General features: G+C 58.9%; 22 protein-coding genes. 13 read left to right on the top strand and 9 right to left on the bottom strand.

What is annotated here, in order from left to right; genetic code table 11:
• Positions 1–48: 48 nt before the first annotated feature.
• The 3 genes from AC1DQM_RS15070 to gcl all read right to left on the bottom strand — a co-directional run bounded on the left by AC1DQM_RS15070 (position 49) and on the right by gcl (position 3,829).
• A complete protein-coding gene (locus tag AC1DQM_RS15070) occupies positions 49–942 on the bottom strand; it encodes a 2-hydroxy-3-oxopropionate reductase (protein WP_018925086.1) in 894 nt (297 codons plus the stop codon).
• A gap of 187 nt (positions 943–1,129) precedes the next feature.
• Positions 1,130–1,912, bottom strand: a complete 783-nt coding sequence (hyi, locus tag AC1DQM_RS15065; protein ID WP_018925087.1) for a hydroxypyruvate isomerase — start codon at positions 1,910–1,912, stop codon at positions 1,130–1,132.
• A 141-nt stretch (positions 1,913–2,053) separates the two neighbouring features.
• The gene (gcl, locus tag AC1DQM_RS15060; protein WP_018925088.1) at positions 2,054–3,829 is read right to left on the bottom strand and encodes a glyoxylate carboligase; all 1,776 of its coding nucleotides are present in this window, start codon (positions 3,827–3,829) and stop codon (positions 2,054–2,056) included.
• A gap of 266 nt (positions 3,830–4,095) precedes the next feature.
• On the opposite strand from gcl, the gene AC1DQM_RS15055 reads away from it, so the two are divergent.
• From AC1DQM_RS15055 to AC1DQM_RS15035, 5 genes are all read left to right on the top strand, one after another.
• Positions 4,096–4,536, top strand: coding sequence for a GlcG/HbpS family heme-binding protein (locus AC1DQM_RS15055; protein WP_204125191.1), 441 nt, complete (start codon positions 4,096–4,098; stop codon positions 4,534–4,536).
• 223 nt (positions 4,537–4,759) lie between these two features.
• Positions 4,760–5,425, top strand: a complete 666-nt coding sequence (kynB, locus tag AC1DQM_RS15050) for an arylformamidase (protein WP_026286331.1) — start codon at positions 4,760–4,762, stop codon at positions 5,423–5,425.
• On the top strand, positions 5,422–6,276 hold the full coding sequence (gene kynA, locus AC1DQM_RS15045; RefSeq protein ID WP_064619411.1) for a tryptophan 2,3-dioxygenase: 855 nt from the start codon (positions 5,422–5,424) through the stop codon (positions 6,274–6,276). The genes kynB and kynA overlap by 4 nt, the downstream gene beginning before the upstream one ends.
• A 98-nt stretch (positions 6,277–6,374) precedes the next feature.
• Positions 6,375–7,778, top strand: a complete 1,404-nt coding sequence (locus AC1DQM_RS15040) for an amino acid permease (RefSeq protein WP_477746431.1) — start codon at positions 6,375–6,377, stop codon at positions 7,776–7,778.
• A gap of 22 nt (positions 7,779–7,800) precedes the next feature.
• Positions 7,801–8,814, top strand: a complete 1,014-nt coding sequence (locus tag AC1DQM_RS15035; RefSeq protein WP_477746430.1) for an AraC family transcriptional regulator — start codon at positions 7,801–7,803, stop codon at positions 8,812–8,814.
• Positions 8,815–9,042: 228 nt separating this feature from the next.
• Here the strand turns inward: AC1DQM_RS15035 and AC1DQM_RS15030 are convergent, their stop codons facing one another.
• Positions 9,043–9,516 carry an Lrp/AsnC family transcriptional regulator gene (locus tag AC1DQM_RS15030; RefSeq protein ID WP_007939165.1) on the bottom strand — a complete coding sequence of 158 codons (474 nt, stop codon included), beginning with the start codon at positions 9,514–9,516 and terminating at the stop codon, positions 9,043–9,045.
• Positions 9,517–9,725: 209 nt separating this feature from the next.
• On the opposite strand from AC1DQM_RS15030, the gene kynU reads away from it, so the two are divergent.
• The 3 genes from kynU (at position 9,726) to AC1DQM_RS15015 (ending at position 13,880) form a co-directional block, all read left to right on the top strand.
• Entirely contained in the window at positions 9,726–10,976 is a 1,251-nt protein-coding gene (gene kynU, locus AC1DQM_RS15025) for a kynureninase (protein WP_111454381.1), read from the top strand.
• Positions 10,977–11,082: 106 nt separating this feature from the next.
• Positions 11,083–12,396 (top strand): OprD family porin, encoded by a 1,314-nt coding sequence (locus AC1DQM_RS15020; RefSeq protein WP_477746429.1) that lies wholly within the window; start codon positions 11,083–11,085, stop codon positions 12,394–12,396.
• Between the two features lie 74 nt (positions 12,397–12,470).
• A complete protein-coding gene (locus AC1DQM_RS15015; RefSeq protein WP_019579615.1) occupies positions 12,471–13,880 on the top strand; it encodes an amino acid permease in 1,410 nt (469 codons plus the stop codon).
• Positions 13,881–13,951: 71 nt separating this feature from the next.
• Here the strand turns inward: AC1DQM_RS15015 and AC1DQM_RS15010 are convergent, their stop codons facing one another.
• A complete protein-coding gene (locus AC1DQM_RS15010; protein ID WP_007939160.1) occupies positions 13,952–14,557 on the bottom strand; it encodes a TetR/AcrR family transcriptional regulator in 606 nt (201 codons plus the stop codon).
• Positions 14,558–14,691: 134 nt separating this feature from the next.
• Here AC1DQM_RS15010 and AC1DQM_RS15005 point away from each other — a divergent pair, with 134 nt between their 5' ends.
• Positions 14,692–15,606: a DUF808 domain-containing protein gene (locus AC1DQM_RS15005; RefSeq protein ID WP_111454379.1), complete on the top strand. Its 915-nt coding sequence runs from the start codon at positions 14,692–14,694 to the stop codon at positions 15,604–15,606.
• 97 nt (positions 15,607–15,703) lie between these two features.
• Here AC1DQM_RS15005 and AC1DQM_RS15000 read toward each other — a convergent pair whose 3' ends face one another.
• Positions 15,704–16,492 (bottom strand): MlaA family lipoprotein, encoded by a 789-nt coding sequence (locus AC1DQM_RS15000; RefSeq protein ID WP_477746428.1) that lies wholly within the window; start codon positions 16,490–16,492, stop codon positions 15,704–15,706.
• Positions 16,485–17,783, bottom strand: coding sequence for a serine/threonine protein kinase (locus tag AC1DQM_RS14995; protein WP_477746427.1), 1,299 nt, complete (start codon positions 17,781–17,783; stop codon positions 16,485–16,487). Before AC1DQM_RS14995 ends, AC1DQM_RS15000 begins: the two co-directional genes overlap by 8 nt.
• A 221-nt stretch (positions 17,784–18,004) precedes the next feature.
• On the opposite strand from AC1DQM_RS14995, the gene AC1DQM_RS14990 reads away from it, so the two are divergent.
• Positions 18,005–18,361: a hypothetical protein gene (locus AC1DQM_RS14990; protein ID WP_477746426.1), complete on the top strand. Its 357-nt coding sequence runs from the start codon at positions 18,005–18,007 to the stop codon at positions 18,359–18,361.
• A gap of 94 nt (positions 18,362–18,455) precedes the next feature.
• Here the strand turns inward: AC1DQM_RS14990 and AC1DQM_RS14985 are convergent, their stop codons facing one another.
• Positions 18,456–20,051: a glycoside hydrolase family 17 protein gene (locus AC1DQM_RS14985; RefSeq protein ID WP_477744256.1), complete on the bottom strand. Its 1,596-nt coding sequence runs from the start codon at positions 20,049–20,051 to the stop codon at positions 18,456–18,458.
• A gap of 285 nt (positions 20,052–20,336) precedes the next feature.
• Here AC1DQM_RS14985 and AC1DQM_RS14980 point away from each other — a divergent pair, with 285 nt between their 5' ends.
• The 3 genes from AC1DQM_RS14980 (at position 20,337) to AC1DQM_RS14970 (ending at position 23,351) form a co-directional block, all read left to right on the top strand.
• Positions 20,337–21,188: a glycine betaine ABC transporter substrate-binding protein gene (locus AC1DQM_RS14980; RefSeq protein WP_018925103.1), complete on the top strand. Its 852-nt coding sequence runs from the start codon at positions 20,337–20,339 to the stop codon at positions 21,186–21,188.
• Between the two features lie 196 nt (positions 21,189–21,384).
• The gene (locus AC1DQM_RS14975; RefSeq protein ID WP_007939152.1) at positions 21,385–21,696 is read left to right on the top strand and encodes a DUF485 domain-containing protein; all 312 of its coding nucleotides are present in this window, start codon (positions 21,385–21,387) and stop codon (positions 21,694–21,696) included.
• A complete protein-coding gene (locus tag AC1DQM_RS14970) occupies positions 21,693–23,351 on the top strand; it encodes a cation acetate symporter (RefSeq protein ID WP_018925104.1) in 1,659 nt (552 codons plus the stop codon). The genes AC1DQM_RS14975 and AC1DQM_RS14970 overlap by 4 nt, the downstream gene beginning before the upstream one ends.
• Positions 23,352–23,736: 385 nt before the next feature.
• Here the strand turns inward: AC1DQM_RS14970 and gltA are convergent, their stop codons facing one another.
• Positions 23,737–25,026 carry a citrate synthase gene (gltA, locus tag AC1DQM_RS14965; RefSeq protein ID WP_018925105.1) on the bottom strand — a complete coding sequence of 430 codons (1,290 nt, stop codon included), beginning with the start codon at positions 25,024–25,026 and terminating at the stop codon, positions 23,737–23,739.
• Positions 25,027–25,108 lie beyond the last annotated feature (82 nt).

Genomic DNA, 25,108 nt, shown 5'->3' with positions numbered 1-25,108 from the left:
CTCGCCACAGGCTCGCTCCTGCAGGTTTGATGCGGTTTGGGGCAGGGCTTACTTCTTGTCGCGAATCGAGAAGTTCGCCATGTGTTCCAGGCCCTTGATCAGCGCCGAGTGATCCCAGTTGCTGCCACCGATGGCCGCGCAGGTGCTGAACACCTGTTGGGTATTGGCGGTGTTCGGCAGGTTGATGTTCAGCTCGCGCGCACCGGCCAGGGCCAGGTTCAGGTCCTTCTGGTGCAGGCTGATGCGGAAGCCCGGGTCGAAGGTGCCCTTGATCATGCGCTCGCCGTGAACTTCAAGGATCTTCGACGAGGCGAAACCACCCATCAGCGCTTCACGCACTTTCGCTGGGTCGGCACCGTTTTTCGAAGCGAACAGCAGCGCTTCGGCCACGGCCTGGATGTTCAGCGCGACGATGATCTGGTTCGCCACTTTCGCGGTTTGCCCGTCGCCGTTGCCACCGACCAGGGTGATGTTCTTGCCCATGGCCTGGAACAGCGGCAGGGCGCGTTCGAAGGCATCGGCTTCACCACCGACCATGATGCTCAGGGTCGCAGCCTTGGCGCCGACTTCACCGCCGGAAACCGGTGCGTCGAGGTATTGCGCGCCTTTCTCGTTGATTTTGGCGGCGAAGGTTTTGGTGGCGGTCGGCGAGATCGAGCTCATGTCGATCACGACTTTGCCCTTGCTGACACCCGCCGCAACACCGTCGGCGCGGAACAGCACGTCATCGACCTGCGGGGTATCCGGCACCATGACGATGATGAATTCGGCTTCCTGGGCGACTTCTTTCGGGTTGGCCAGCGCAACGGCGCCAGCAGCCAGCAGATCGGCAGGGGCGGCGTCGTGGTGCGCCGACAGGAACAGGCTGTGACCGGCTTTCTGCAGGTTCAACGCCATTGGGTGGCCCATGATGCCGGTGCCGATAAATCCGATTTTAGCCATGAGAAAATCCTCTTGTTTTTTGTGTGGCTCCCGGCTCTGGACCGATGAGCTCTTTGTGGCGAGGGGGCTTGCCCCCGTTGGGTCGCGAAGCGGCCCCAAAACTGTTTGCGCAGTGAATCAGGTAGAGCGCGTGTGCAGGTTTTACGACTGCTTCGCAGCCGAACGGGGCAAGTCCCCTCGCCACACGTCAGATTGCGTTATGGGTTTTCAACCAGCCCAGACCCGCTTCAGTCGTGGTCAGCGGCTTGTATTCACAGCCGACCCAACCCTGGTAACCGATGCGGTCCAGGTGTTCGAACAGGAAGCGGTAGTTGATTTCACCGGTGCCCGGTTCGTTGCGCCCTGGGTTGTCTGCCAATTGCACGTGGTTGATCTCGTCCAGGTGCGCGGCCATGGTGCGGGCCAGGTCGCCCTCCATGATTTGCATGTGATAGATGTCGTATTGCAGGAACAGGTTGGCGCTGCCGACCTGTTCGCGAATCGACAGGGCTTGCGCCGTGTTGTTCAGGTAGAAGCCCGGAATGTCGCGGGTGTTGATCGCTTCCATCACCAGTTTGATGCCCGCCGCTTGCAGCTTGTCGGCCGCGTACTTGAGGTTGGCGACGAAGGTTTTTTCCACGGTGGCCTCGTCGACGCCTTGTGGACGAATACCGGCCAGGCAGTTGACCTGGGTGTTGCCCAGCACTTGGGCGTAGGCAATGGCCAGATCGACACCGGCGCGGAACTCTTCGACCCGATCCGGCAGGCACGCGATACCGCGTTCGCCCTTGGCCCAGTCACCGGCCGGCAGGTTGAACAACACCTGGGTCAGACCGTTGGCATCGAGCCTGGCCTTGATTTCGGCAGAGCTGAAGTCATAGGGGAACAGGTACTCGACACCACTGAAGCCAGCCTTGGCGGCAGCATCGAAACGGGCAAGAAAATCCTGCTCGGTGAACAACATGGACAGGTTGGCTGCGAAACGCGGCATGGTGATCTCCTGTATATGTGTGAGGCCTCCTGTAGGAGCCGGCTTGCTGGCGATGGCGGTGTATCAATCGACATTGATGTGATTGACACATCGCCATCGCCATCGCCAGCAAGCCGGCTCCTACAGGGGAACGATCAGCGGTTAATCGAGCAACGAAATCGCCGTTGGCGCATCGTTGCCGACCAGCGCCAGGTCTTCGAATTCGTTGACGGCGTTGATCTCGGTGCCCATGGAAATGTTGGTCACGCGCTCCAGAATGATCTCGACGATTACCGGCACCTTGAACTCTTCGATCATCTCCTGAGCCTTGCGCAGGGCAGGCTGGATCTGGCCGGGTTCGAATACCCGCAGGGCCTTGCAACCCAGGCCTTCGGCGACCGCGACATGGTCGACACCGTAGCCGTTGAGCTCTGGAGCGTTGAGGTTGTCGAAGGACAGCTGCACGCAGTAGTCCATGTCGAAACCGCGCTGCGCCTGACGGATCAGCCCCAGGTACGAGTTGTTCACCACGACGTGGATGTACGGCAGCTTGAACTGCGCGCCCACCGCCAGTTCTTCGATCATGAACTGGAAGTCGTAGTCGCCCGAGAGCGCCACCACCTTGCGGGTCGGATCCGCCTTGACCACGCCGAGCGCGGCCGGAATGGTCCAGCCCAACGGGCCGGCCTGGCCGCAGTTGATCCAGTGACGCGGTTTGTAGACGTGCAGGAACTGCGCGCCGGCAATCTGCGACAGACCGATGGTGCTGACGTAGCAGGTGTCCTTGCCGAACACCTGGTTCATCTCTTCGTAAACGCGCTGCGGCTTGACCGGCACGTTGTCGAAGTGAGTCTTGCGCTGCAGGCTGGCTTTGCGCTGCTGACAGTCTTGCAGCCAGGCGCTGCGGTTTTTCAGCTTGCCAGCGGCTTGCCACTCGCGAGCGACTTCGATGAACACGGTCAACGCGGCAGCGGCGTCGGACACGATGCCCAGGTCCGGGGTGAACACGCGGCCGATCTGGGTCGGTTCGATGTCGACGTGGATGAATTTGCGGCCTTCGGTGTAAACGTCGACCGAACCGGTGTGACGGTTGGCCCAGCGGTTACCGACACCCAGCACCACGTCGGACTTCAACATCGTGGCGTTGCCATAGCGGTGCGAGGTTTGCAACCCGACCATGCCGACCATCAACGGGTGATCGTCCGGGATGGTGCCCCAGCCCATCAGGGTCGGGATGACCGGAATACCGGTCAGCTCGGCGAACTCCACCAGCAACTCGCTGGCGTCGGCATTGATGATGCCGCCACCGGCCACCAGCAATGGGCGTTCAGCCTGGTCGAGCATGGCCAGGGCTTTTTCCACCTGCACGCGGGTCGCGCTCGGCTTGGCCAATGGCAGCGGCTGGTAGGCGTCGATGTCGAATTCGATTTCGGCCATCTGCACATCGAACGGCAGGTCGATCAGCACCGGGCCCGGACGGCCGGAACGCATCTCATAGAAGGCTTTCTGGAACGCGTAAGGCACCTGGCCCGGCTCCAGAACCGTGGTCGCCCACTTGGTGACCGGCTTGACTATGCTGGTGATGTCGACGGCCTGGAAGTCTTCCTTGTGCATACGGGCCCGCGGTGCTTGCCCGGTGATGCACAGGATCGGGATCGAGTCGGCCGAAGCGCTGTAGAGCCCGGTGACCATGTCAGTACCGGCAGGTCCCGATGTGCCGATGCACACGCCAATGTTGCCGGCTTTGGTGCGGGTGTAACCCTCGGCCATGTGCGAGGCGCCTTCAACGTGGCGAGCGAGGACGTGATCGATGCCACCGACCTTCTGCAAGGCGGAGTACAGCGGGTTGATCGCGGCGCCCGGGATGCCAAAAGCGGTATCGACCCCTTCGCGGCGCATCACCAGAACGGCGGCTTCGATTGCTCTCATTTTGCTCATGGTTTTGTGCCTCTTACGTTTTGTAATTGTATACAAGTGGCTTTGCGCAGAGTGTATTCACGGCGGACGGCGCAGGTCAATCCATTTTCTCAAGCGGCTGTTTCATTCGTCGGAAGCCCAAATAACTGTGGCTTTTCGTCGCATGTCGCGCTTTTCGAAAATTATTGTATACAAAAAAATAATTCATTGTGTTCTATTTGTTGCATCGGATTGCGCAACACAAAGCAATCCAACGGCTTTCCCTATAACAAAATGAGGACGGCACCATGAGCGCTTTAACCTTGAAAGTCGCAGTCAACCTGGCCGGTCAGGCCATCACCGCGGGGCGGGCGATCTCTGCCGCGCCATTGACCGTTGCAGTACTGGATGCCGGCGGGCACCTGATAACGCTGCAACGTGAAGACGGCGCCAGCCTGCTGCGTCCGCAGATCGCCATCGGCAAGGCCTGGGGCGCGATTGCCCTGGGCAAGGGCTCACGCCTGCTGGCACAGGACGCCCAACAACGCCCGGCCTTCTTCGCCGCGCTGAATAGTCTGGGGCAGGGCAGCGTCGTCCCGGTACCCGGCGGCGTGTTGGTTCGGGATCAGGACGGGACTGTGTTGGGAGCGGTGGGCATCAGCGGTGATCTGTCAGATGTCGATGAGCAATGTGCGATCCGCGCGATCGAGGGGCAGGGGTTGAAGGCGGATGCGGGGGTGGCTGGTTGATCTTCGGCGCCTGATTTACCGCTTTCGCGAGCTTGCTCGCGAAAGTGCCTTGCGGACGAAAACAGCTTTTTAGCTGCCTGCTTTCTCCGTTGAAATTTCCATCCGGTAAATTCCGGATTTTTAGAATTTTGTGCGAAACATTTGGCTGTTGCCGAATATTTTCGCAAGAAAATTCATAGGTATCACTCGTATCATTCTCTCGGAACAGGCCGAGAGCTTTACAATGAAAACAACACTGTCGTGGTGGGATATCAGCCCGCCTCTTAGCACCGCTACACCTACCTGGCCGGGTGACACACCTTTCCAGGAAGAGCGCGTTTGGACGTTCGGACCCGAGTGTCCGGTGAATGTCGGGCGTATCACCCTGTCGCCTCACACGGGGGCCCATGTCGACGCGCCGCTGCATTACAGCGCTGATGGAGTGGCCATTGGCGATGTGTCGCTCGATGTCTATATGGGGCCTTGCCGTGTGCTGCATTGCCTGAATAGCGGCCGGCTGGTACACCCCGAGCAGCTTGAAGGTCGCTTGCAAGACCTGCCTGAACGGGTGCTGCTGCGCACCTGGCAACAAGCGCCATTGAGCGCCTGGGATCCGGATTTCACCGCCGTCGCCAAAGAAACCGTCGACCTGCTGGCGAACCTCGGTGTGCGCTTGATCGGTATCGATACGCCATCGCTGGACCCTCAGCAATCCAAAACCATGGATTCGCACAATGCCGTAGCCCGACATGGCATGGCCATCCTCGAGGGCATCGTGCTCGATGACGTCCCGGAAGGGGACTATGAATTGATCGCGCTGCCGCTGCGTTTTGCCCATCTGGACGCCAGTCCGGTCAGGGCAATTTTGCGTCCACTGAATAAACCGCAACTTGAGGAGCCGACTCAATGAGCCAATGCCCCTATTCAACTGCAAACCAGACGGAAGAATGGCATAACGCCGAGCTGAATTTTTCCGACTCCATGAGCTACGGCGACTACCTGGATCTGGGGCGCATTCTCAGCGCACAGCACCCGTTATCTCCGGACCATAACGAGATGCTGTTCATCATCCAGCATCAGACGTCAGAGCTGTGGATGAAGCTGATGCTGCACGAGCTCAAAGCCGCTCGTGAACACATTCGACAGGGAGAGTTGCCGCCCGCGTTCAAGATGCTGGCGCGGGTCTCGCGGATTTTTGATCAACTGGTGCATGCCTGGACGGTGCTGGCCACCATGACACCCACCGAGTACCACGCGATACGGCCGTTTCTGGGGCAGTCATCGGGCTTTCAGTCGTTCCAGTACCGCGAGATCGAATTCATTCTGGGCAACAAAAGCGCGACCCTGTTGCGCCCCCATGCGCATCGGCCGGAACTGTTGCAGGCGCTTGAAAAGGCGATCGCCACACCGTCGCTGTATGACGAGGCGATTCGCTTGATGGCCAGCGCAGGCTTGACCATCGACCCACAGCGTTTCGAGCGCGATCCGAGCAGTCCGACGGCGCATGACGCGTCGGTCGAAGCCGCCTGGCGCGAGGTCTACACTGACCCTTCGCGTTATTGGGATCTCTATCAGCTGGCGGAGAAACTCATCGACCTTGAGGACTCGTTCCGTCAATGGCGCTTCCGGCATGTGACCACGGTCGAGCGGATCATCGGCTTTCAACCAGGGACCGGTGGCACAGAAGGTGTCGGTTATCTGCGCAAGATGCTCGATACCGTGTTGTTCCCGGAGTTGTGGCGAGTGCGCTCAACTCTTTAATTTACCGAGAATGATGTTTGAACGCTTAAACCGAGCGGCAATTGAGTAAATTGACGCATTCAAACCATGCCTGACCATAACAATTAAAAGGTAACCAGATGGCGGATGAAATCTTGAGGCAAGGCGAGCTCAAGCGAGGGCTGAAAAATCGTCATATTCAGCTGATCGCATTGGGCGGAGCGATAGGGACCGGGTTGTTTCTCGGCTCTGCCGGAGTACTCAAATCGGCCGGGCCGTCGATGATCCTCGGCTATGCGATTGCCGGCTTCATCGCCTTTCTGATCATGCGCCAGCTGGGCGAGATGATTGTCGAGGAACCGGTGGCCGGCTCCTTCAGTCATTTTGCCCACAAGTACTGGGGCGGCTATGCCGGCTTTCTGTCCGGCTGGAACTACTGGGTGTTGTATGTGCTGGTGGGCATGGCCGAGTTGACGGCTGTCGGCAAGTACGTGCAGTTCTGGTGGCCGGAAGTCCCCTCCTGGGTCAGCGCGGCGGTGTTCTTCGTCCTGGTCAATTTGATCAACATGATGAACGTCAAAGTTTTCGGCGAGATGGAGTTCTGGTTCGCCATCATCAAGGTCGTCGCGATCATTGGCATGATCGTCCTAGGCTGCTACATGTTGTTCAGCGGAACAGGCGGCCCGCAGGCCTCGGTCAGCAATCTGTGGAGTCACGGCGGCTTCTTTCCCAACGGCACCACCGGATTGCTGATGTCCATGGCGTTCATCATGTTCTCCTTCGGCGGCCTGGAACTGGTCGGTATCACCGCCGCTGAAGCCAGCGAGCCGGGTAAGGTGATTCCCAAGGCGATCAACCAGGTGGTTTATCGCGTGCTGATCTTCTACGTCGGCGCACTCACCGTGTTGTTGTCGCTGTATCCGTGGGATCAACTGCTACAGACACTGGGCGCTTCGGGCGATGCCTATAGCGGCAGCCCGTTCGTGCAGATCTTCTCCTTGATCGGCAGCGACACCGCAGCGCACATCCTCAATTTCGTGGTGCTCACCGCAGCGCTCTCTGTCTATAACAGTGGCGTCTACTGCAACAGCCGCATGCTCTATGGCCTGGCCGAACAGGGCGACGCACCCAAGGCGCTGATGAAACTGAACAAGCAGGGCGTGCCTCTACTGGCGCTGGGCGTATCTGCGTTGATCACCATGCTGTCCGTGCTGGTTAACTACCTCGCCCCGCATGAAGCGCTTGAGTTGCTCTTTGCACTGGTGGTCGCATCGCTGATGATCAACTGGGCGATGATCAGCCTGACGCACCTGAAGTTTCGCAAAATCATGGGCCAGCGAGGTATCGTGCCGGGCTTCAAGGCGTTCTGGTTCCCTTACAGTAATTACCTGTGCCTGGCCTTCATGGCCATGATCGTCTGCGTCATGCTGATGATTCCAGGGATACGCGCTTCAGTCTTCGCCATACCGGTGTGGGTGTTGATCATCTTCGTTTTTTACCGGATGCGTATGGCCAAGGATCGGGCCTTGCCGATAGTTCAATAGCTTTTGCCGTGGGTGCGCCGTGATGAGTAGCAACGCTGATCCGCAGTTTCGCGACATTCGTATCGATCACTATGACCTCGAGGGTGCAAGGAGCTGGATGTCTGGTATCTGCGGGCCGCACCGCCTGCAGACTTCGACGCCCGAGCGGATCCGCTTTCATCACAGCGCCAATGTGTTCAAGTCGATGGCCACGACCCTGGGCACGCTCTCATACGGCACCGATGTCACCATCGATATCGAAGACGCCGAGCACTTCAGCAGTTACAGCCTGAGTTTGCCTTTGGTGGGCGAGCAGGAGCTGAGCAAGAATGGCAGCGTGTCGAAATCCAACCGCGATCAAGGGGTGATCATTTCCCCGAACGAGAACCAGATGCTGGCGATCTCCGGCGACTGCCGCAAAGTTCAGGTGGTGATCACCCGCGTCGCCATGAGCGAGTCGTTGGAGGGCCTGCTGCAGCGACCGCTGGATACGCCGCTGCGTTTCGAGCCGGTGATGGATGCGGTGGATGGCGCGTCGGCCTCGTGGTGGCGCATGGCGCGTTATTTCATCGCGGAGCTGGAACGCAGCAATGAACTGTACGAACAGGTGGTCTTCACTCGGGACATCGAAAGCTCATTGATCAAAGGCTTGATCCTCGCCCAGCCGAACAACTACTCCGAAGAATTGCGCAACGTGCTCGGCGTGAAACTGCCGCACTACCTGATCAGGGCCAAGCAATACATTCACGACAATGCTCGCGAAGCCTTGCACCTGGAGGATATCGAGGTCGCGGCCGGGGTCTCGCGTTTCAAGCTGTGCGAGGCGTTCAAGAAGTACTTCGCCCTGTCGCCGATGGTCTACCTGAAAAAGTACCGGTTGAACGCTGTGCGCCAGGAAATCCTCGAACACGGCTCGGCGCGCAATATTTCTGCGATTGCCATGGGCTGGGGCTTTACGCATTTGGGACGTTTTTCCGCCGAATACCGCAAGTTGTTCGACGAATCCCCCAGCACGACCTTGCAGCGTAACGAAGCCCGGCGCATGCGCGGGGGCTGAATATCCCGGTGTCCAGAATTGAATCAGATCTGCGACAGCAGCCTGATGAAGCTCTATTTGTGGCGAGGGAGCTTGCTCCCGCTGGGCTGCGAAGCAGCCCTAAAGCCTGCGGATGGGGGATCTCTGACAAACCTCGGTTGCGAATTTCAGGACCGCTTCGCGCTCCAGCGGGAGCAAGCTCCCTCGCCACAATTGATCACCTGATCATCGATATCCATTAACTGGCGCTCACTTACGCACCACCAAATCAAGCAACGTCTCCCGCTCCTTGATTTTCTGCAACACGATTTCCGAGCGGATATCAGTCACTCCCGCCGTACGGTTCAGTTGGTTGACGATGAAGTCGGAGAAGTGTTTGACGTTGCGCGCCTGGACCCGCAGAACATAATTGCTCGCCCCGGTAATCACGTAGGCGGTGACGACTTCCGGCCACAACTGGACCTTCTTGATGAAGGTCTCGTGCCAGTCCTCGACGTCCTGTCGCAATGACACATGGACGATGGCTTCCAGTTCGACTCCCAGCTTCTCTGCGTTCAGCATCGCGCGATAGCCGGTGATGATTCCTTCACTTTCCAGCAGGCGTAAACGGCGCAAACAGGCCGACGGCGACAGTGCGACCTTTTCTGCCATTTCGTGGTTGCTGATACGGCCATCTCGTTGCAAGAGGTGCAGGATCCGCAGGTCTGTGGGGTCGAGAGTCATGACTAGAATAAATCCGCGATATTTGGAGTTGGATTCGAATTTTCTTCGAGATAAATACTAGATGGCCGCTTACTTTGCACGAAAATTCTCTAAAGCTTCGTTCATTATTTCCTCACCGTGAAGGCGCAAATAACGCCTGAAACACGACACTCACACCCAACTATCGCGATCTGCCCGGACGGCACTTCTTTCAAAAAGCAGGACACCCAATGACTACAAGAAACGATTGTCTGACGCTTGATGCGCAGGACGCTCTGGCCCCTCTGCGTCAGCAGTTTGCGCTCCCCGAAGGGGTGATCTATCTCGACGGCAACTCCCTCGGCGCGCGCCCGGTCGCAGCGCTGGCGCGTGCTCAGGCAGTGATCGCCGATGAATGGGGCAATGGCCTGATCCGCAGTTGGAACAGCGCCGGCTGGCGCGACCTGCCTGAACGTCTGGGCAATCGACTGGCGGGGCTGATTGGCGCCGGTGACGGCGAAGTGGTGGTGACCGACACCACCTCGATCAACCTGTTCAAGGTGCTCAGCGCCGCCCTGCGCGTGCAGGCCACGCGGGCACCGACGCGGCGGGTGATCGTCAGCGAGACCAGCAACTTTCCGACTGACCTGTATATCGCCGAAGGTCTGGCGGACATGCTGCAGCAGGGCTACAGCCTGCGTCTGGTCGACAGCCCGCAAGAGCTGCCGCAAGCGATTGACCAGGACACCGCGGTGGTCATGCTCACCCACGTCAACTACAAGACCGGCTACATGCACGACATGCAGGCCCTGACCGCGCTGACCCATGAATGCGGCGCGCTGGCCATCTGGGACCTGGCGCATTCCGCCGGGGCGGTGCCGGTCGACCTGCATCAGGCGCGCGCCGACTACGCCATCGGTTGCACCTACAAGTACCTCAATGGCGGTCCGGGCTCGCAAGCTTTCGTCTGGGTTTCCCCTGAGTTGTGCGATCTGGTGGCGCAACCGCTGTCCGGCTGGTTTGGTCATTCGCGGCAGTTCGCCATGGAGTCGCATTACCAGCCGAGCAGCGGAATCGCCCGCTATTTGTGCGGCACCCAGCCCATCACTTCATTGGCGATGATCGAGTGTGGTCTGGATGTCTTCGCCCAGACCGACATGGCCAGCCTGCGCAGCAAGTCCCTGGCGCTGACGGACCTGTTCATCCAGTTGGTCGAGCAGCGCTGCGCCGCTCACGAGCTGACCCTGGTCACTCCACGCGAACACGCCAAGCGTGGCAGCCATGTCAGCTTCGAACATCCCCAGGGTTATGCGGTGATCCAGGCCTTGATCGCCCGTGGAGTGATCGGCGATTACCGCGAGCCGCGGATCATGCGGTTCGGCTTCACCCCGCTGTACACCCGCTTCACCGAGGTCTGGGATGCGGTGCAGATCCTCGGCGAAATACTTGATCAGAAAACCTGGTCGCAAGAGCAATTCCAGATCCGCCACAGCGTCACCTGATACCCCCCGACGCCTTTGTCTTGCTGCCGCGAATTTCCCGGCAGCAGGGCTTCGGTCGCCTCCGATAAGCACTTCTGTGAAAACACAATAATAAGGAACACGCAGAATGAAATTGTCCCTTTGGCCCGCCTTGCCGCTCGCCATTACCAGCTGTCTCGGCCAAGTGGCCCATGCCGTACCCGACAATGGATTCGTTGAAGACAGCAGCCTGACCCTGACCCATCGCAATTTCTATTTCTACCGCAACAACCTCAACAACCCGGGCGGCCAGAACTATCGGGAGGAGTGGGCCCACGGACTTATGCTCGATTATCGTTCCGGCTATACCCAGGGCACAGTGGGTTTCGGAGTCGACGCCTACGCGCAGTTGGGTCTCAAGCTCGACAGCGGCAGGGGGCGTACCGGCACCGGTTTGTTGCCGGTCGGTTCCGATGGACGCGCCGAGGATGAGTATTCCGAAGCGGGTGGCGCGCTCAAGGCGCGGATCTCGAAGACCGAACTCAAATACGGCAATCTGACACCGCTCAACCCGGTGTTCGGCACCGGCTCGGCGCGCCTGTTCACCACCTACGCCAATGGTTTCCAGCTGACCAGCAACGAGTTGAAAGGACTGCAACTCGATGCCGGGCACTTCACCTCGGGCAATGACAGTGCGTCGACCAACGACGATGGCGCCCTCAAGGCACTGTATGCCGGGGTGGAAACCCGCAGCGTCGATTATCTGGGCGGCAGTTATGCCCTGAGCGATCAATTGAGCGTCAGCCTGTACGGTTCGCAGTTCGCTGATATCTGGCGGCAGTACTACGCCAACGCCAACTACAGCTATGCCCTGAGCGGAAACCAGTCGTTGAACCTGGATTTCAACCTCTATCGCACCAACGACTATGGCCAACGCCTGGCCGGCAAGATCGACAACACTACCTGGTCGCTGGCCGCCGCGTACAAGGTTGGCGCGCACCGCTTGACCCTGGCCTACCAACGGGTCGATGGCGATGAACCGTTCGATTATCTCGGCTTCGATCAGCAGCCGGGCACCTCGGTATTCCTTGCCAACTCGGTACAGATCCTCGACTTCAACGCGCCCAATGAGCGTTCCTGGCAGCTGCGTTATGACCTGGACATGGCGCCCTTTGGCGTGCCGGGCCTGAGCTTCATGTCGCGCTATGTGAGCGGTGACCATATCGACGACAGCCACTACGACGGCGGCCCCAATGGTGCCTATGGACGTTACGGCAGTGACGGCAAGCGCTGGGAACGCGACCTTGAAGCGCGCTACGTGGTGCAGGAGGGCAAGGCCAAGGACCTGTCGATACGTGTGCGTCAGGCCAGTGTGCGTTCCACCGCCCAGGTGGCCCGGGCGGACACCACCGACAACAACGAAGTCCGGGTGATCGTCGAGTATCCGCTGAATATTTTCTGATCCGTGGCTGATCCCCACCGGCAACCCAAACGATTTGCTCTCTTCAAGAAAGACAATATTCAGAGGAAAGAAAAATGACCGATAACGCCGGTTTTGAAAACATCTCCAAGCGTGAGCAGGGCCTCAGGCGCCAGCTCACCTCGGGTCAGATGAGCATGATCGCCATTGGCGGTGCGATTGGCACCGGGCTGTTCATGGGCAGTGCCTACGCCATTGGTTATGCCGGGCCGAGCGTGCTGCTCAGCTATGCGATTGGCGCGATCATCACCCTGCTGTTGATGGGCTGTCTGGCGGAAATGACGGTGGCCCATTCGACCTCCGGCTCGTTCGGCGCCTATGCCGAATTCTATGTCAGCCCATTGGCCGGGTTCCTGGTGCGCTATGCCTATTGGGCGGCGATTGTGCTGGCAGTGGGTACGGAAGTGACGGCGGTGGCGATGTACATGAAGTACTGGTTCGCCAACGTGCCGGAATGGATCTGGATTGTTTCGTTCTCGAGCATGCTGATCGTGCTCAACGCCATCAGCGTGAAAACCTTCGGCACCTTCGAGTACTGGTTCTCGACCATCAAGATCGGTGCGATTGTCGGCTTCATCATCCTCGCGGTGTATGTGGTGTTCGGATCCGGCAACGCGGATTACGGTGTGCACAATTACACCGCCCACGGCGGCTTCTTTCCCAATGGTCTGCAAGGCATGTGGATTGCGGTGATCGTCTCGATCTTCAGCTATCTGAGCGTGGAAATGATCGCAGTGGCCGCCGGCGAGGCGCAGGACCCGGAGCGGGCGGTGAAGAAGGCCTTTCGCGCGACCATCGTGCGGCTGGTGGTGTTCTACCTGCTGACCCTGGCCCTGATGCTGGCGATTGTGCCGTGGGTCCAGGCCGGTCAAGCGCAGAGCCCGTTCGTCACCGTCATGCAGACCATCGGCATTCCCGGCGCAACCGGCGTGATGAATTTCGTGATCCTGATTGCGGCGTTGTCGGCGATGAACAGTCAGCTCTACATCACCACCCGCATGATGTTCAGCCTGTCCCGCGGCGGTTATGCACCCAAGTCCATGGGGGTGTTGAGCAAGACCGGAATCCCGCTGAATGCCTTGTTGCTGTCGAGCTCCGGCATTGCCCTGGCAACGTTGCTCAATGTGCTGTACCCGGAAAGCTCCTTCACCTTGATGATGGCGATCTCGATGTTCGGCGCGATCTTCACCTGGTTCATGATCTTCCTGACCCACTACTGTTTCCGTCGCTACCACGAGCGCAACGGTGAACGGAAACTGTCCTTTCGCATGCGCCTGTTCCCGTACACCACGCTGTTGGGGCTGCTGCTGATGGGCGCGGTGATGATCACCACCTACTTCACCGATGCCTTCAAAATGACCTTGGTATTCGGTGTGCCTTTCCTGCTGATCCTCACGATCGTCTACTGGATCTTCTTCAGAAAACCCAGGGCAGCCGTGGCGTTGAATCCGCTGCCGAAGGTTTAGAGGGCGCAAACACGCAATCCCGACCGGCAGTTTTCATGGACTGCCGAGTCGGCATTGATCCTGGGCCGCTATCAGTCCGGCTCACATCCCTTGAGCACCAACCGGATAATTGTCTGCGCCGCCGCTTCATAGTCGGCCTCATCCAGCTTGGCCTTGCCGGTCACTGCAGAAATCTGCCAGTCGAAATCGGCGTAGGTCTGGGTCGCGGCCCAGATGCTGAACATCAGGTGGTTGGGGTCGATCGGGGCGATCTGGCCGCGGTCGATCCAGGTCTGGATGCAGTCGATGTTGTGCCTGGCCTGGCCGTTGAGCTGCTCGACCAGGTCGGGGCTCAAATGCGGGGCGCCGTGCATGATTTCGCTGGCAAACACCTTGGAGGCGAAGGGCAGGTCGCGGGAGATGCGGATTTTCGAGCGGATGTAGCCACTGAGCACTTCGCTGGGCACGCCGTCGGCGTTGAACGGCGTCGAGGCTTGCAGGATGGGCTCGATGATGCTTTCCAGGACCTCGCGGTAGAGGTTTTCCTTGGATTTGAAGTAGTAGTAGACGTTAGGCTTGGGCAGCCCGGCCTTGGCCGCGATGTCACTGGTTTTGGTCGCAGCGAAGCCCTTGTCGGCAAATTCTTCACTGGCGGCACGCAGGATCAGTTCTTTGTTGCGCTCGCGGATAGTGCTCATAAACCAAGGGGTTCCTTGCCTGTTCTGGCGGTTGCGCATGGTAGCACCGGCCTCGCGCGACGCTCAAGAATGCCCCGTGTGGCCTCGGGTCGCGTTATGCTGCGCACCATTCATTCAAGAAGGAAACCCGATTCATGGCAGGAAGCAGTTTGCTGGTGCTGATCGACGACATCGCCACCGTACTGGACGATGTAGCGTTGATGACCAAAATGGCCGCGAAGAAGACCGCCGGTGTACTGGGCGACGATCTGGCGCTCAACGCCCAGCAGGTTTCCGGCGTGCGTGCCGAACGGGAAATCCCGGTGGTATGGGCAGTCGCCAAGGGCTCGTTTCTCAACAAGCTGATCCTGGTGCCGTCGGCGTTGGCCATCAGTGCGTTCATTCCGTGGCTGGTCACACCGTTGCTGATGGTCGGTGGCGCTTACCTGTGCTTCGAAGGCTTCGAAAAACTCGCCCACAAATTCCTGCACAGCAAAGCCGAAGATCAGGCTGAACACGCAGAGCTGGTCGAGGCCGTGGCCAACCCGGCAGTCGATCTGGTGGCGTTCGAGAAGGACAAGATCAAAGGGGCGATTCGTACCGATTTCATTTTGTCAGCGGAAATCATCGCCATCACGTTAGGCACGGTGGCTGACGCTTCACTGACCCAGCAAGTGATCGTGCTCTCGGGTATCGCCATCGTCATGACTATCGGCGTCTATGGCCTGGTGGCCGGCATCGTCAAGCTCGACGACCTTGGCCTGTGGCTGACCCAGAAGCCGGGCCAGATGGCTAAAAGCATCGGCGACGGGATTCTGCGCGCGGCGCCGTACATGATGAAAAGTCTGTCGGTGATCGGCACGGCGGCGATGTTTTTGGTCGGCGGCGGGATCCTGACCCATGGTGTGCCGGTGGTGCATCACTGGATCGAGAGTGTCACCGCAGCGTCTGGTGGGGCCGGGTTTATCGTGCCAACGTTGCTCAATGCAGTGGCCGGGATTGTGGCAGGGGCGGCGGTGCTGATTGGGGTAATGGCTGTCAGCAAGGTTTGGAAGACAGTGAAAGCCTGAAGCCTCGCTCCTACAGTGATTGGTGGTGTTTGATACGCCGCGCATGAAAAAGGCCATTCGACGCAAATCGAATGGCCTTTTTTTGTTGTCGACGAAGTTACTCGGCGATCTGCAGCTTGCGCGCCTCGGTATACACGTAACGCACTTTTTCATACTCGAACGGTGTGTTCATCTGCCCGTAGCGGAAGCCGTTCTGATAGCGCTTGTCGATGCCGCGCAGTACCCAGATTTCCGGGTGGTTGGAACTGACTTCGGACACGTTCAGGAAATTGATCGCCGATTCGCCGGTGTAGTCGACCGCCAGGCCTGCGGTGTCACGCAGGTTCGACGGGCCGAGGATCGGCAGCACCAAGTAGGCGCCGCCCGGTACGCCGTAGAAGCCCAGGGTCTGGCCGAAGTCTTCATTGCGGCGCGGCAGGCCCATGGCGGTGGCCGGATCCCACAGGCCGGCGACACCGATGGTGGTGTTGAGCAGCAGGCGAGCGGTGGTGTCCAGCGAGCGCTGCCCCTTGAATTGCAGCAGGCTGTTCAAAAGGTTCGGCACATCACCGAGGTTGTTGAAGAAGTTGCTGACGCCGGTGCGCAGGAAACTTGGGGTGACGTAGCGATAGCCGTTGACCACGGGCAGGAACACCCATTCGTCGAACCGGTAGTTGAAGTGGTAGACGCGGCGGTTCCACTCCTCCAGCGGGTCATAGACGTTCAGCGCGTTGAGCGATGAGCGTTCGAACTCGCGCTGATCCAGCCCCGGGTTGAATTTGAGTTTGCTCAGCGGTTCCTTGAAGCCGTCTTTATCGATCAGCACTGGGGCGTTGGCTTTGCTGTTGTCGGCATTGGCGACGCCTGCACAGAGTAATGCTGCGATCAGCAGGAAGTATTTAGCCACGGAAAAACTCCAGCATGGCGTCGCTGTTGACGCGATAGTTGAGGTTGCCGCAATGGCCGCCCAATGGATAAACAGTCAAACGGTCGCCAAAGGTGCGGCGCAGAAAGCCCAGGTCGCCAGGGCCGAGGATCACGTCGTCGGCGTTGTGCATGACGGCGATTTTCGGGCTGTCGTGCAGGTAGTCCTTCAGTGCATACAGGCTGACCTGATCGATCAGTTGCAGCAGGCTGCCACCATCGGTGCGGGCGCGCCACATCGGGATGACCTGCTCGGTGATGTAGCAGTCGAAGTCGCACTGCAGCGCGCGTTTAAGGAACGGCGTGAGGGTTGTGCCTTCGGTGATCGGGAATTTCGGTGGCGTGATCAGGCCGCGACGGTTGATCAGGTCCGAGGTAAAGGCGATGTCCGCCGCCGAGAAACGGAACGAAGTGCCGATCAGCATTGCCATCTGCTCGTTGCTCAGGTGTTGCTTGGACTGCTGGAAGTCGTAGAGCAGGGCGTCGTTGAGGTCGATGTAGCCCTTTTGCTGGAAGTAGCGGGTCAGTTTCCCCAGCACCAGCTCATAGAAAGTGGTGGTGTTGTTGATGCCCTTGACCTCGGTCTGTACCAGCTTGTCCAGGTTGGTGACCGAGGTGTAAAGGTTGACCGGCGGGTTGAGCAGCAAGACTTTCTTGAAGTTGAAGCTGCGACGGGTTTCATCCAGGTGTGCAACAAAAGCCGCATCCAGGGCGCCGAGGCTATAACCGGTCAGGAAATAATCGGTGACCGGCAGCTTCGGGTTTTGCGCCCGCACGGCCTGCATCACCCGGTACATGTCTTCGGCATCTTCCTTGGTTACGCCCGGGGTGGCGAAGCGCGAGGCGGCGCTCATGAAGTCGAAGCTGGTGGGCGACGACAGCTGCACCACGTGATAGCCGGCCTTGTAATAGAGCTTTTTCAGGTATTCGTTAAGGGTGCTGTCATAGCGTGCACCGGTGCCGGAGATCAGGAAGATCAACGGTGCGGCATGATCCTGCGTGGCGATGCGATAGGTGAGTTTTTTCACCGGCCAGAAGTTGTCCGGCAGATTGAACTCACGCTCCGGGCGCATCGTGACACTGCGGTCTGACTGATTGATGTCTTCATCCAGCGGCAATTCCGGGCGCAAGTCGGGCGGTGTCGTGGCGATGGTCGCCTCGAACGGGTTGGTCAGGGGGTAGCCATAACTGGCGGCGTCAATATCGGTCGCCAGTACGGACGCACTTAAAAGCAAGCCGCCAAACAGGGCGACGAAGCGCAAGGAACGGAGCATGACTAGATCCCTTAGAGGAAGGTGCCAGATGAAGTTCGCAGGCTATGACCATCGGATTTGGGCCAAAGTGCCATGCATCGGCCGCAAACAGGCCTGATTTCGGAGCAACGGTAGCGGGACGATACACTTTGCAGTTATTTCATGAACAGTTAATTGATGTTATTTGCTTACCAAGGGCGGGGGATTAAGCTGGCGGCCGATTTCGTTTATTGGAGTGTTTCATGTCCCGCCGTCTGCCCGTGATTCTGCTGCTCGTTCTTCTGCCATTGTGGCTGGCCGCCAGTTATGGCGCGCGTTATGGCTTCATGGAGGATGCTCAATGGGTCGGCATCTGCGTTGATGAGGCCAGTCGCTGGGAGTGCCAGGTGCGCTCGAACCTGGGTTTGATGATTCATTTCAATGTGTTGGGCTGGGCGGCAGTGGCGGCAGCCGTGACCGGTTTTGTGCTGCCGGGGCGGGCAGGGTGGTGGCTGGCGGTACTGGCGCTGGTGCTCGGGTTTCCGGCGCTGGCGTTGTACACCACCACGTTGGCGGTGTTTGCGGTGGTGATTGCTGCTTTGCGTCTGGTTCGGGCATAAAAAAGATCGCAGCCTGCGGCAGCTCCTGCACGGGGATATGCGTTTCCCTGTAGGAGCTGCCGCAGGCTGCGATCTTTTGATCTTGCTGTGTTGATTACCCTTTGCGAACCCGCAAGCTGCGCCACAACGCCGCGACCATCAACACACTCACCAGCGCCCAGCCCCAAGCCTGCTGATTCTGCAGACCTTCACGAAACAGCTGCGGCGCAATGCCGGCGCCGATGATGAAGGTCAGCACGGCGATTTCCCGACGAGGCACTCTCACCGGCCGGCACAGGTACACCAGCGCCGGCAGGATGAAGGCGACACTCGGGAAGCTGCGATAACGCGGGTCGAACACCAGTTCCAGCATCATCACCGCCGCGGCAAAACCTGTCGCTGCCAGCCACCAGCCGGCTCGACGTTCGAGTGCATTGAAGGCGCGTCCACGCCAACCGGTGCGGGCGCTCAAGGTCAGCGCGGCATGGGCCAGTACCAACAGGTTCAACCCCGTCAGCAACGCTACCCACAACCATTCACTGGCAAATCGGGTGGTGACGCGGGCCAGGTCGCCCCAGGCGCCAATCGAGCAGGCCGCCAGGGCACCGAGCAGTGGCAGCACCAACGCTGCGCGGGTGCTGCGAACCCGACCGCCGAGGATCAGCGTGCCGATGAAGATCAAGCCACCCACCGCCAGCCATTGCGACCAGTACGGCACGTTCGAGACCGGCCCGGCGAGCACGCCCTTGTCCTGGCGATCGGCATCGAACAGTCCCCAATAACCGCCCACCGCACCTTCGCTGGCGCGTTTCCAGGGCTGGTCGAACGCCTCGATCAGGTTGTAATGCCAGCCTTGCTGCTCGGCCATGATCACAAAGCTGCGGATGAACTTGGCTTCATTGACCCGGCTCGGCAGCGCCGTTTCGCGCTGACGACCTTCGCTCGGCCAGCCGGTTTCGCCAATCATCACGTCCTTGGGCGCGAACTTGTTGCCGAACACCTGGCGCACTTCTGCCACATGTTGCAACGCAGCATCGATGTTCGACGGATCGTCTTCCCAGTACGGCAATAAATGGATGGTCAGGAAATCCACTGCCGGGGCGACTTCCGGATGTTTGAGCCAGAACTCCCAGACGTCGGCGTAGGTCACTGGTTGCTTGATCCGGCTTTTGACTTTATTGATCAGCGTTGCCAGTTGCGCGCCGGTGACTTCCTTGCGCAGCAGGGCTTCGTTGCCGACGATGACCGAGGTCACCACATCCGGGTTGGCATTGGCCGAGGCGATCAGCAGGTCGACTTCCTTGGCGGTGTCCACCGGGTTGCTGTTGACCCAGGCGCCGATCATCAGCTTCAAGCCGTGCTTGCGCGCCAGGTCGGGCAGATCCTGGAGGCCGGTCATGGAATAGGTGCGGATGCATTCGAAACGGGTCGCCAGCAGCGCGAGGTCGGCGTCCATGCGCTCGGGGCGCAGTTTGAACGGCACGTCGAATGGCGATTGGTCCTTGTCGAACGGGGTGTAGGAGGCGCATTGCAGCTTGTGCGTTGCGCTGACCACGTCCGGCAGGATCACCGGTTTGCCGAGGCCGTACCAGAAGCCGCCGAGGGCAAACAGCCCCAGCAGGCAAGCGAAAAGATAAGCCAAAAAAGGAAAGCGTGATGTCGCGGGCATGTTCAGGCCGTCTGGGAGCAAAGCCGGGCATGTTACCTGCATTTGGCCTACGCTTGGTGGGCTGCTTGGTTTTGACATGCAAAGTTCAGGCGGGATGGCCTATGCATTTTTAGCGGTCGCGATTAATGGCCTTCTGATGTCGTTTCTCGATGTTTTGAGGTCGCTGGCAGAGCAGGTCACTGTTGGCGTCAGGTTGATGATCGACACGTCAGTACTCCACTGATAATCGAGCGAGTTTGCGGTCGGCGTGATGGGGGCGCTGTGCACCATAAAAATACGTTGAGCGACTCGGCATCCGTCGAGTGCAGCACTTTCGGGGAAGTAACGATGAAGATGCGACGACTCTTGGGCGCAGGTGCCGCTTTGGTGCTGGCAATCAGTTCTACCGTAGCCAGCGCTGAAGGCAAGGCAGTAACGATCGGTTATGTGGACGGCTGGTCGGACAGCGTCGCCACGACCAACGTGGCTGCTGAAGTGATCAAACAGAAACTCGGTTATGACGTGAAACTGCAAGCGGTTGCCACCGGGATCATGTGGCAAGGTGTGGCCACCGGCAAACTCGACGCCATGCTGTCGGCGTGGCTGCCTGTGACTCACGGCGAATACTGGGCGAAGAACAAGGATCAGGTCGTCGACTACGGCCCGAACTTCAAGGATGCGAAAATCGGTCTGATCGTGCCGGAGTACGTCAAGGCCAAGTCGATTGCGGACCTGAAAACCGACGAGAGCTTCAAGGGCCGTATCGTCGGCATCGACGCCGGTTCAGGCGTGATGCTCAAGACCGATCAGGCCATCAAGGATTACGGTCTGGACAATTACACCCTCAAGGCCAGTTCCGGCGCCGGCATGATTGCCGAGCTGACCCGTGCCGAGAAGAAAAACGAATCCATTGCCGTCACCGGTTGGGTGCCGCACTGGATGTTCGCCAAGTGGAAACTGCGCTTCCTGGAAGACCCGAAAGGCGTTTACGGCGCAGCTGAAACCGTGAACAGCATCGGCAGTAAAGAACTGGCAACCAAAGCGCCTGAAGTCGCGAAGTTCCTGAAGAACTTCCAGTGGGCGTCGAAAGACGAAATCGGCCAGGTCATGTTGGCGATTCAGGACGGTGCCAAGCCTGAAGCGGCAGCGAAAGATTGGGTGGCTAAACACCCGGATCGCGTTGCCGAATGGACCAAATGATTTGAGCTGAAGCGTCTGGTCAGCACCTCCCAAGGCCCCTTGGCTTAAATGCCAAGGGGCTTTTTGCTTTCTGTGGGAATTCGGCGGGGGAGAAACCGTCATGTCGTTCTAATACTAAGGTCGTCTGGAACCTCTCCGGCAGCCGCATAGAGTGGATAACGTTCCAACTAAAATCTGTGCTGCGAGGATAAAAACAATGAACGACAGCATTTACCTCTCGATTCAAAACAGCCCGCGCTTCAAGGAGCTGGTTAGCAAGAGAGAACGATTCGCCTGGATTCTTTCAGCGATCATGCTTGGGCTGTACTCAGGATTCATCCTTTTGATTGCTTACGGGCCGCATATTCTGGGCGCAAAAATCAGCCCCGAGTCTTCGATTACCTGGGGCATTCCGATCGGTGTCGGGCTGATTGTCTCGGCCTTTGTCCTGACTGGCATCTACGTACGACGCGCCAACGGCGAATTCGACGACTTGAACAATGCGATTCTCAAGGAGGCTCAGCAATGATCCGGCGTCTAATCGCTCTCTTGAGCATCGCAGCCTTTGCACCGGGCGCCTGGGCGGCTGAGGCCCTGACAGGTGCAGTGCAGAAACAACCGCTCAACGTATCCGCGATCATGATGTTCGTGGTATTCGTCGGGGCAACCTTGTGCATCACCTATTGGGCGTCCAAGCGCAACAAATCGGCCGCCGACTACTATGCGGCGGGTGGCAAGATCACCGGTTTCCAGAACGGTCTGGCGATTGCCGGTGACTACATGTCCGCGGCGTCCTTCCTGGGTATCTCCGCCCTGGTGTTCACCTCCGGCTACGACGGCCTGATCTACTCGATCGGCTTCCTGGTGGGCTGGCCGATCATTCTGTTCCTGATCGCCGAACGCCTGCGTAACCTGGGCAAGTACACCTTTGCCGACGTGGCGTCCTATCGCCTGGGGCAAACCCAGATCCGCTCGCTGTCGGCGTGCGGTTCGCTGGTGGTGGTGGCGTTCTACCTGATCGCGCAAATGGTCGGTGCCGGCAAGCTGATTCAGCTGCTGTTCGGCCTGGACTACCACGTTGCGGTGATCCTGGTCGGTATCCTGATGTGCCTGTACGTGCTGTTCGGCGGCATGCTGGCGACTACTTGGGTGCAGATCATCAAGGCGGTGCTGTTGCTGTCCGGTGCCTCGTTCATGGCGCTGATGGTGATGAAGCACGTCAACTTCGACTTCAACACGCTGTTCTCCGAGGCGATCAAGGTTCACGCCAAAGGTGAAGCAATCATGAGCCCGGGCGGCCTGGTGAAAGACCCGATCTCGGCGTTCTCCCTCGGCCTGGCACTGATGTTCGGTACCGCTGGCCTGCCGCACATCCTGATGCGCTTCTTCACCGTGAGTGACGCGAAAGAAGCGCGTAAAAGCGTGCTGTATGCGACCGGCTTCATTGGTTACTTCTACATCCTGACCTTCATCATCGGTTTCGGCGCGATCCTGCTGGTCAGCACCAACCCGGCCTTTAAAGATGCGGCAGGTGCGCTATTGGGCGGCAACAACATGGCGGCGGTGCATTTGGCCAACGCGGTGGGTGGCAGTGTGTTCCTGGGCTTCATCTCGGCGGTGGCGTTCGCGACCATTCTGGCGGTGGTGGCCGGCCTGACCCTGGCCGGTGCCTCGGCAGTGTCCCATGACCTGTATGCCAGCGTGATCAAGAAGGGCAAGGCCAACGAGAAGGACGAAATCCGCGTCTCGAAAATCACCACCATCGCCCTGGCGGTGCTGGCGATCGGCCTGGGCATTCTGTTCGAGAAGCAGAACATCGCGTTCATGGTGGGCCTGGCGTTCTCCATCGCGGCGAGCTGCAACTTCCCGGTGCTGCTGCTTTCCATGTACTGGAAGAAACTGACGACTCGCGGTGCGATGATCGGCGGTTGGTTGGGGCTGGTCAGTGCGGTTGGCTTGATGGTGCTGGGGCCAACCATCTGGGTGCAGATCATGGGTCACGAGAAGGCGATCTTCCCGTATGAATACCCGGCGCTGTTCTCGATGATCATTGCCTTTATCGGGATCTGGTTCTTCTCGATCACTGACAAATCTGCTGCGGCTGACAATGAGCGGGCGCTGTTCTTCCCGCAGTTTGTCCGTTCGCAGACGGGGTTGGGGGCGAGTGGGGCGGTTTCGCACTAAGGCTTCTTATATATAAGCTGCGCTGACACGAATGCCCCGGTCGAGAGATCGGGGCATTTTTATTGGGCTTTTATGGGCGGTTATCGCCCTTTGTAGGGGCGAGGCTTGCCCGCGAAGGCTATATGCAAAAGCCAAAGCGAGGCGGCCGACCGGCCGGCCTGATCGGACGTGGGGATATATTCCTCCCGCAGGAACTGCCGAAAGCTGCGATCTTTTGATCTTGCCGTTGCTTTGGCTTTTGATCTGTCTGCACGTTTCCCGGAGGCCGAGCCGCCGTTACCGAAGAAACGGATATATACACAACCAAAGAGCACAAACAAAAACGGCCTCTATCTACATAGAGGCCGTTCTCGGTGCAACTTAAGACGTTATCGCAAGACAGGTCTTATTTGCGGTCTTCAAGCGGGGTGATGTCACGCGACTCGTAGCCGGTGTACAGCTGGCGCGGACGGCCGATCTTGTACGGGCTGGAGAGCATTTCTTTCCAGTGGGAGATCCAGCCGACGGTCCGCGCCAGGGCGAAGATCACGGTGAACATACTGGTTGGAATGCCGATCGCCTTGAGGATGATCCCCGAGTAGAAGTCGACGTTCGGGTACAGCGAGCGTTCGATGAAGTACGGGTCGGTCAGGGCGATCTCTTCCAGGCGCATGGCCAGTTCGAGTTGCGGATCGTTGGTGATGCCCAGTTCCTTCAATACTTCGTCGCAGGTCTGCTTCATGACGGTAGCGCGTGGGTCGCGGTTTTTGTAAACCCGGTGACCGAAGCCCATCAGTTTGAACGGATCGTTCTTGTCTTTGGCCTTGGCGATGTACTTGTCGATGTTCGAGACATCGCCAATTTCATCGAGCATGGTCAACACGGCTTCGTTCGCACCGCCGTGGGCAGGGCCCCACAGTGCAGCGATACCGGCGGCGATACAGGCGAACGGGTTGGCCCCCGAGGAACCTGCCAGACGTACGGTGGAGGTCGATGCGTTCTGTTCGTGGTCGGCATGGAGGATGAAGATCCGGTCCATGGCCTTGGCGAGTACCGGGCTGATCGGTTTGATCTCGCACGGGGTGTTGAACATCATGTGCAGGAAGTTTTCCGCGTACGACAGGTCGTTGCGCGGGTACATCATGGGTTGGCCCATGGAGTACTTGTAAACCATTGCAGCCAGGGTCGGCATCTTGGCAACCAGGCGGATCGCGGAGATTTCGCGATGCTGCGGGTTATTGATGTCGAGGGAGTCGTGGTAGAACGCCGAGAGGGCGCCAACTACACCGCACATGACGGCCATCGGGTGGGCGTCGCGACGGAAGCCGTTGAAGAAGGTCTTCAACTGTTCGTGGACCATGGTGTGGTTCTTCACGGTGCCGACGAACTGGGCCTTCTGTTCTGCGGTCGGCAGTTCGCCGTTGAGCAGCAGGTAGCAGGTTTCCAGATAGTCCGACTTTTCAGCCAGCTGTTCGATCGGGTAGCCGCGGTGCAGCAGAATACCGTTGTCGCCGTCGATGTAGGTGATCTTCGACTCGCAAGAGGCGGTCGACATGAAACCAGGGTCAAAGGTGAAACGGCCCGTGGCCGTCAGGCCCCGAACGTCGATAACATCGGGACCAACGGTGCCGGTTAAAATGGGCAGCTCGACGGGGGCTGCGCCCTCGATGATCAACTGCGCTTTTTTGTCAGCCATGTGGCCTCCTATTTATGCTTGAAATCATCAGACAGACCCCCCACGCAGGGCCCGCACCACTATAGTGAGATAAATTCGAATG

The sequence above is a fragment of the Pseudomonas sp. 01L34 genome, assembly GCF_056400265.1.
The sequence above is the reverse complement of the archived record's forward strand: the minus strand, read 5'-3'. Positions and strand labels throughout refer to the sequence as shown.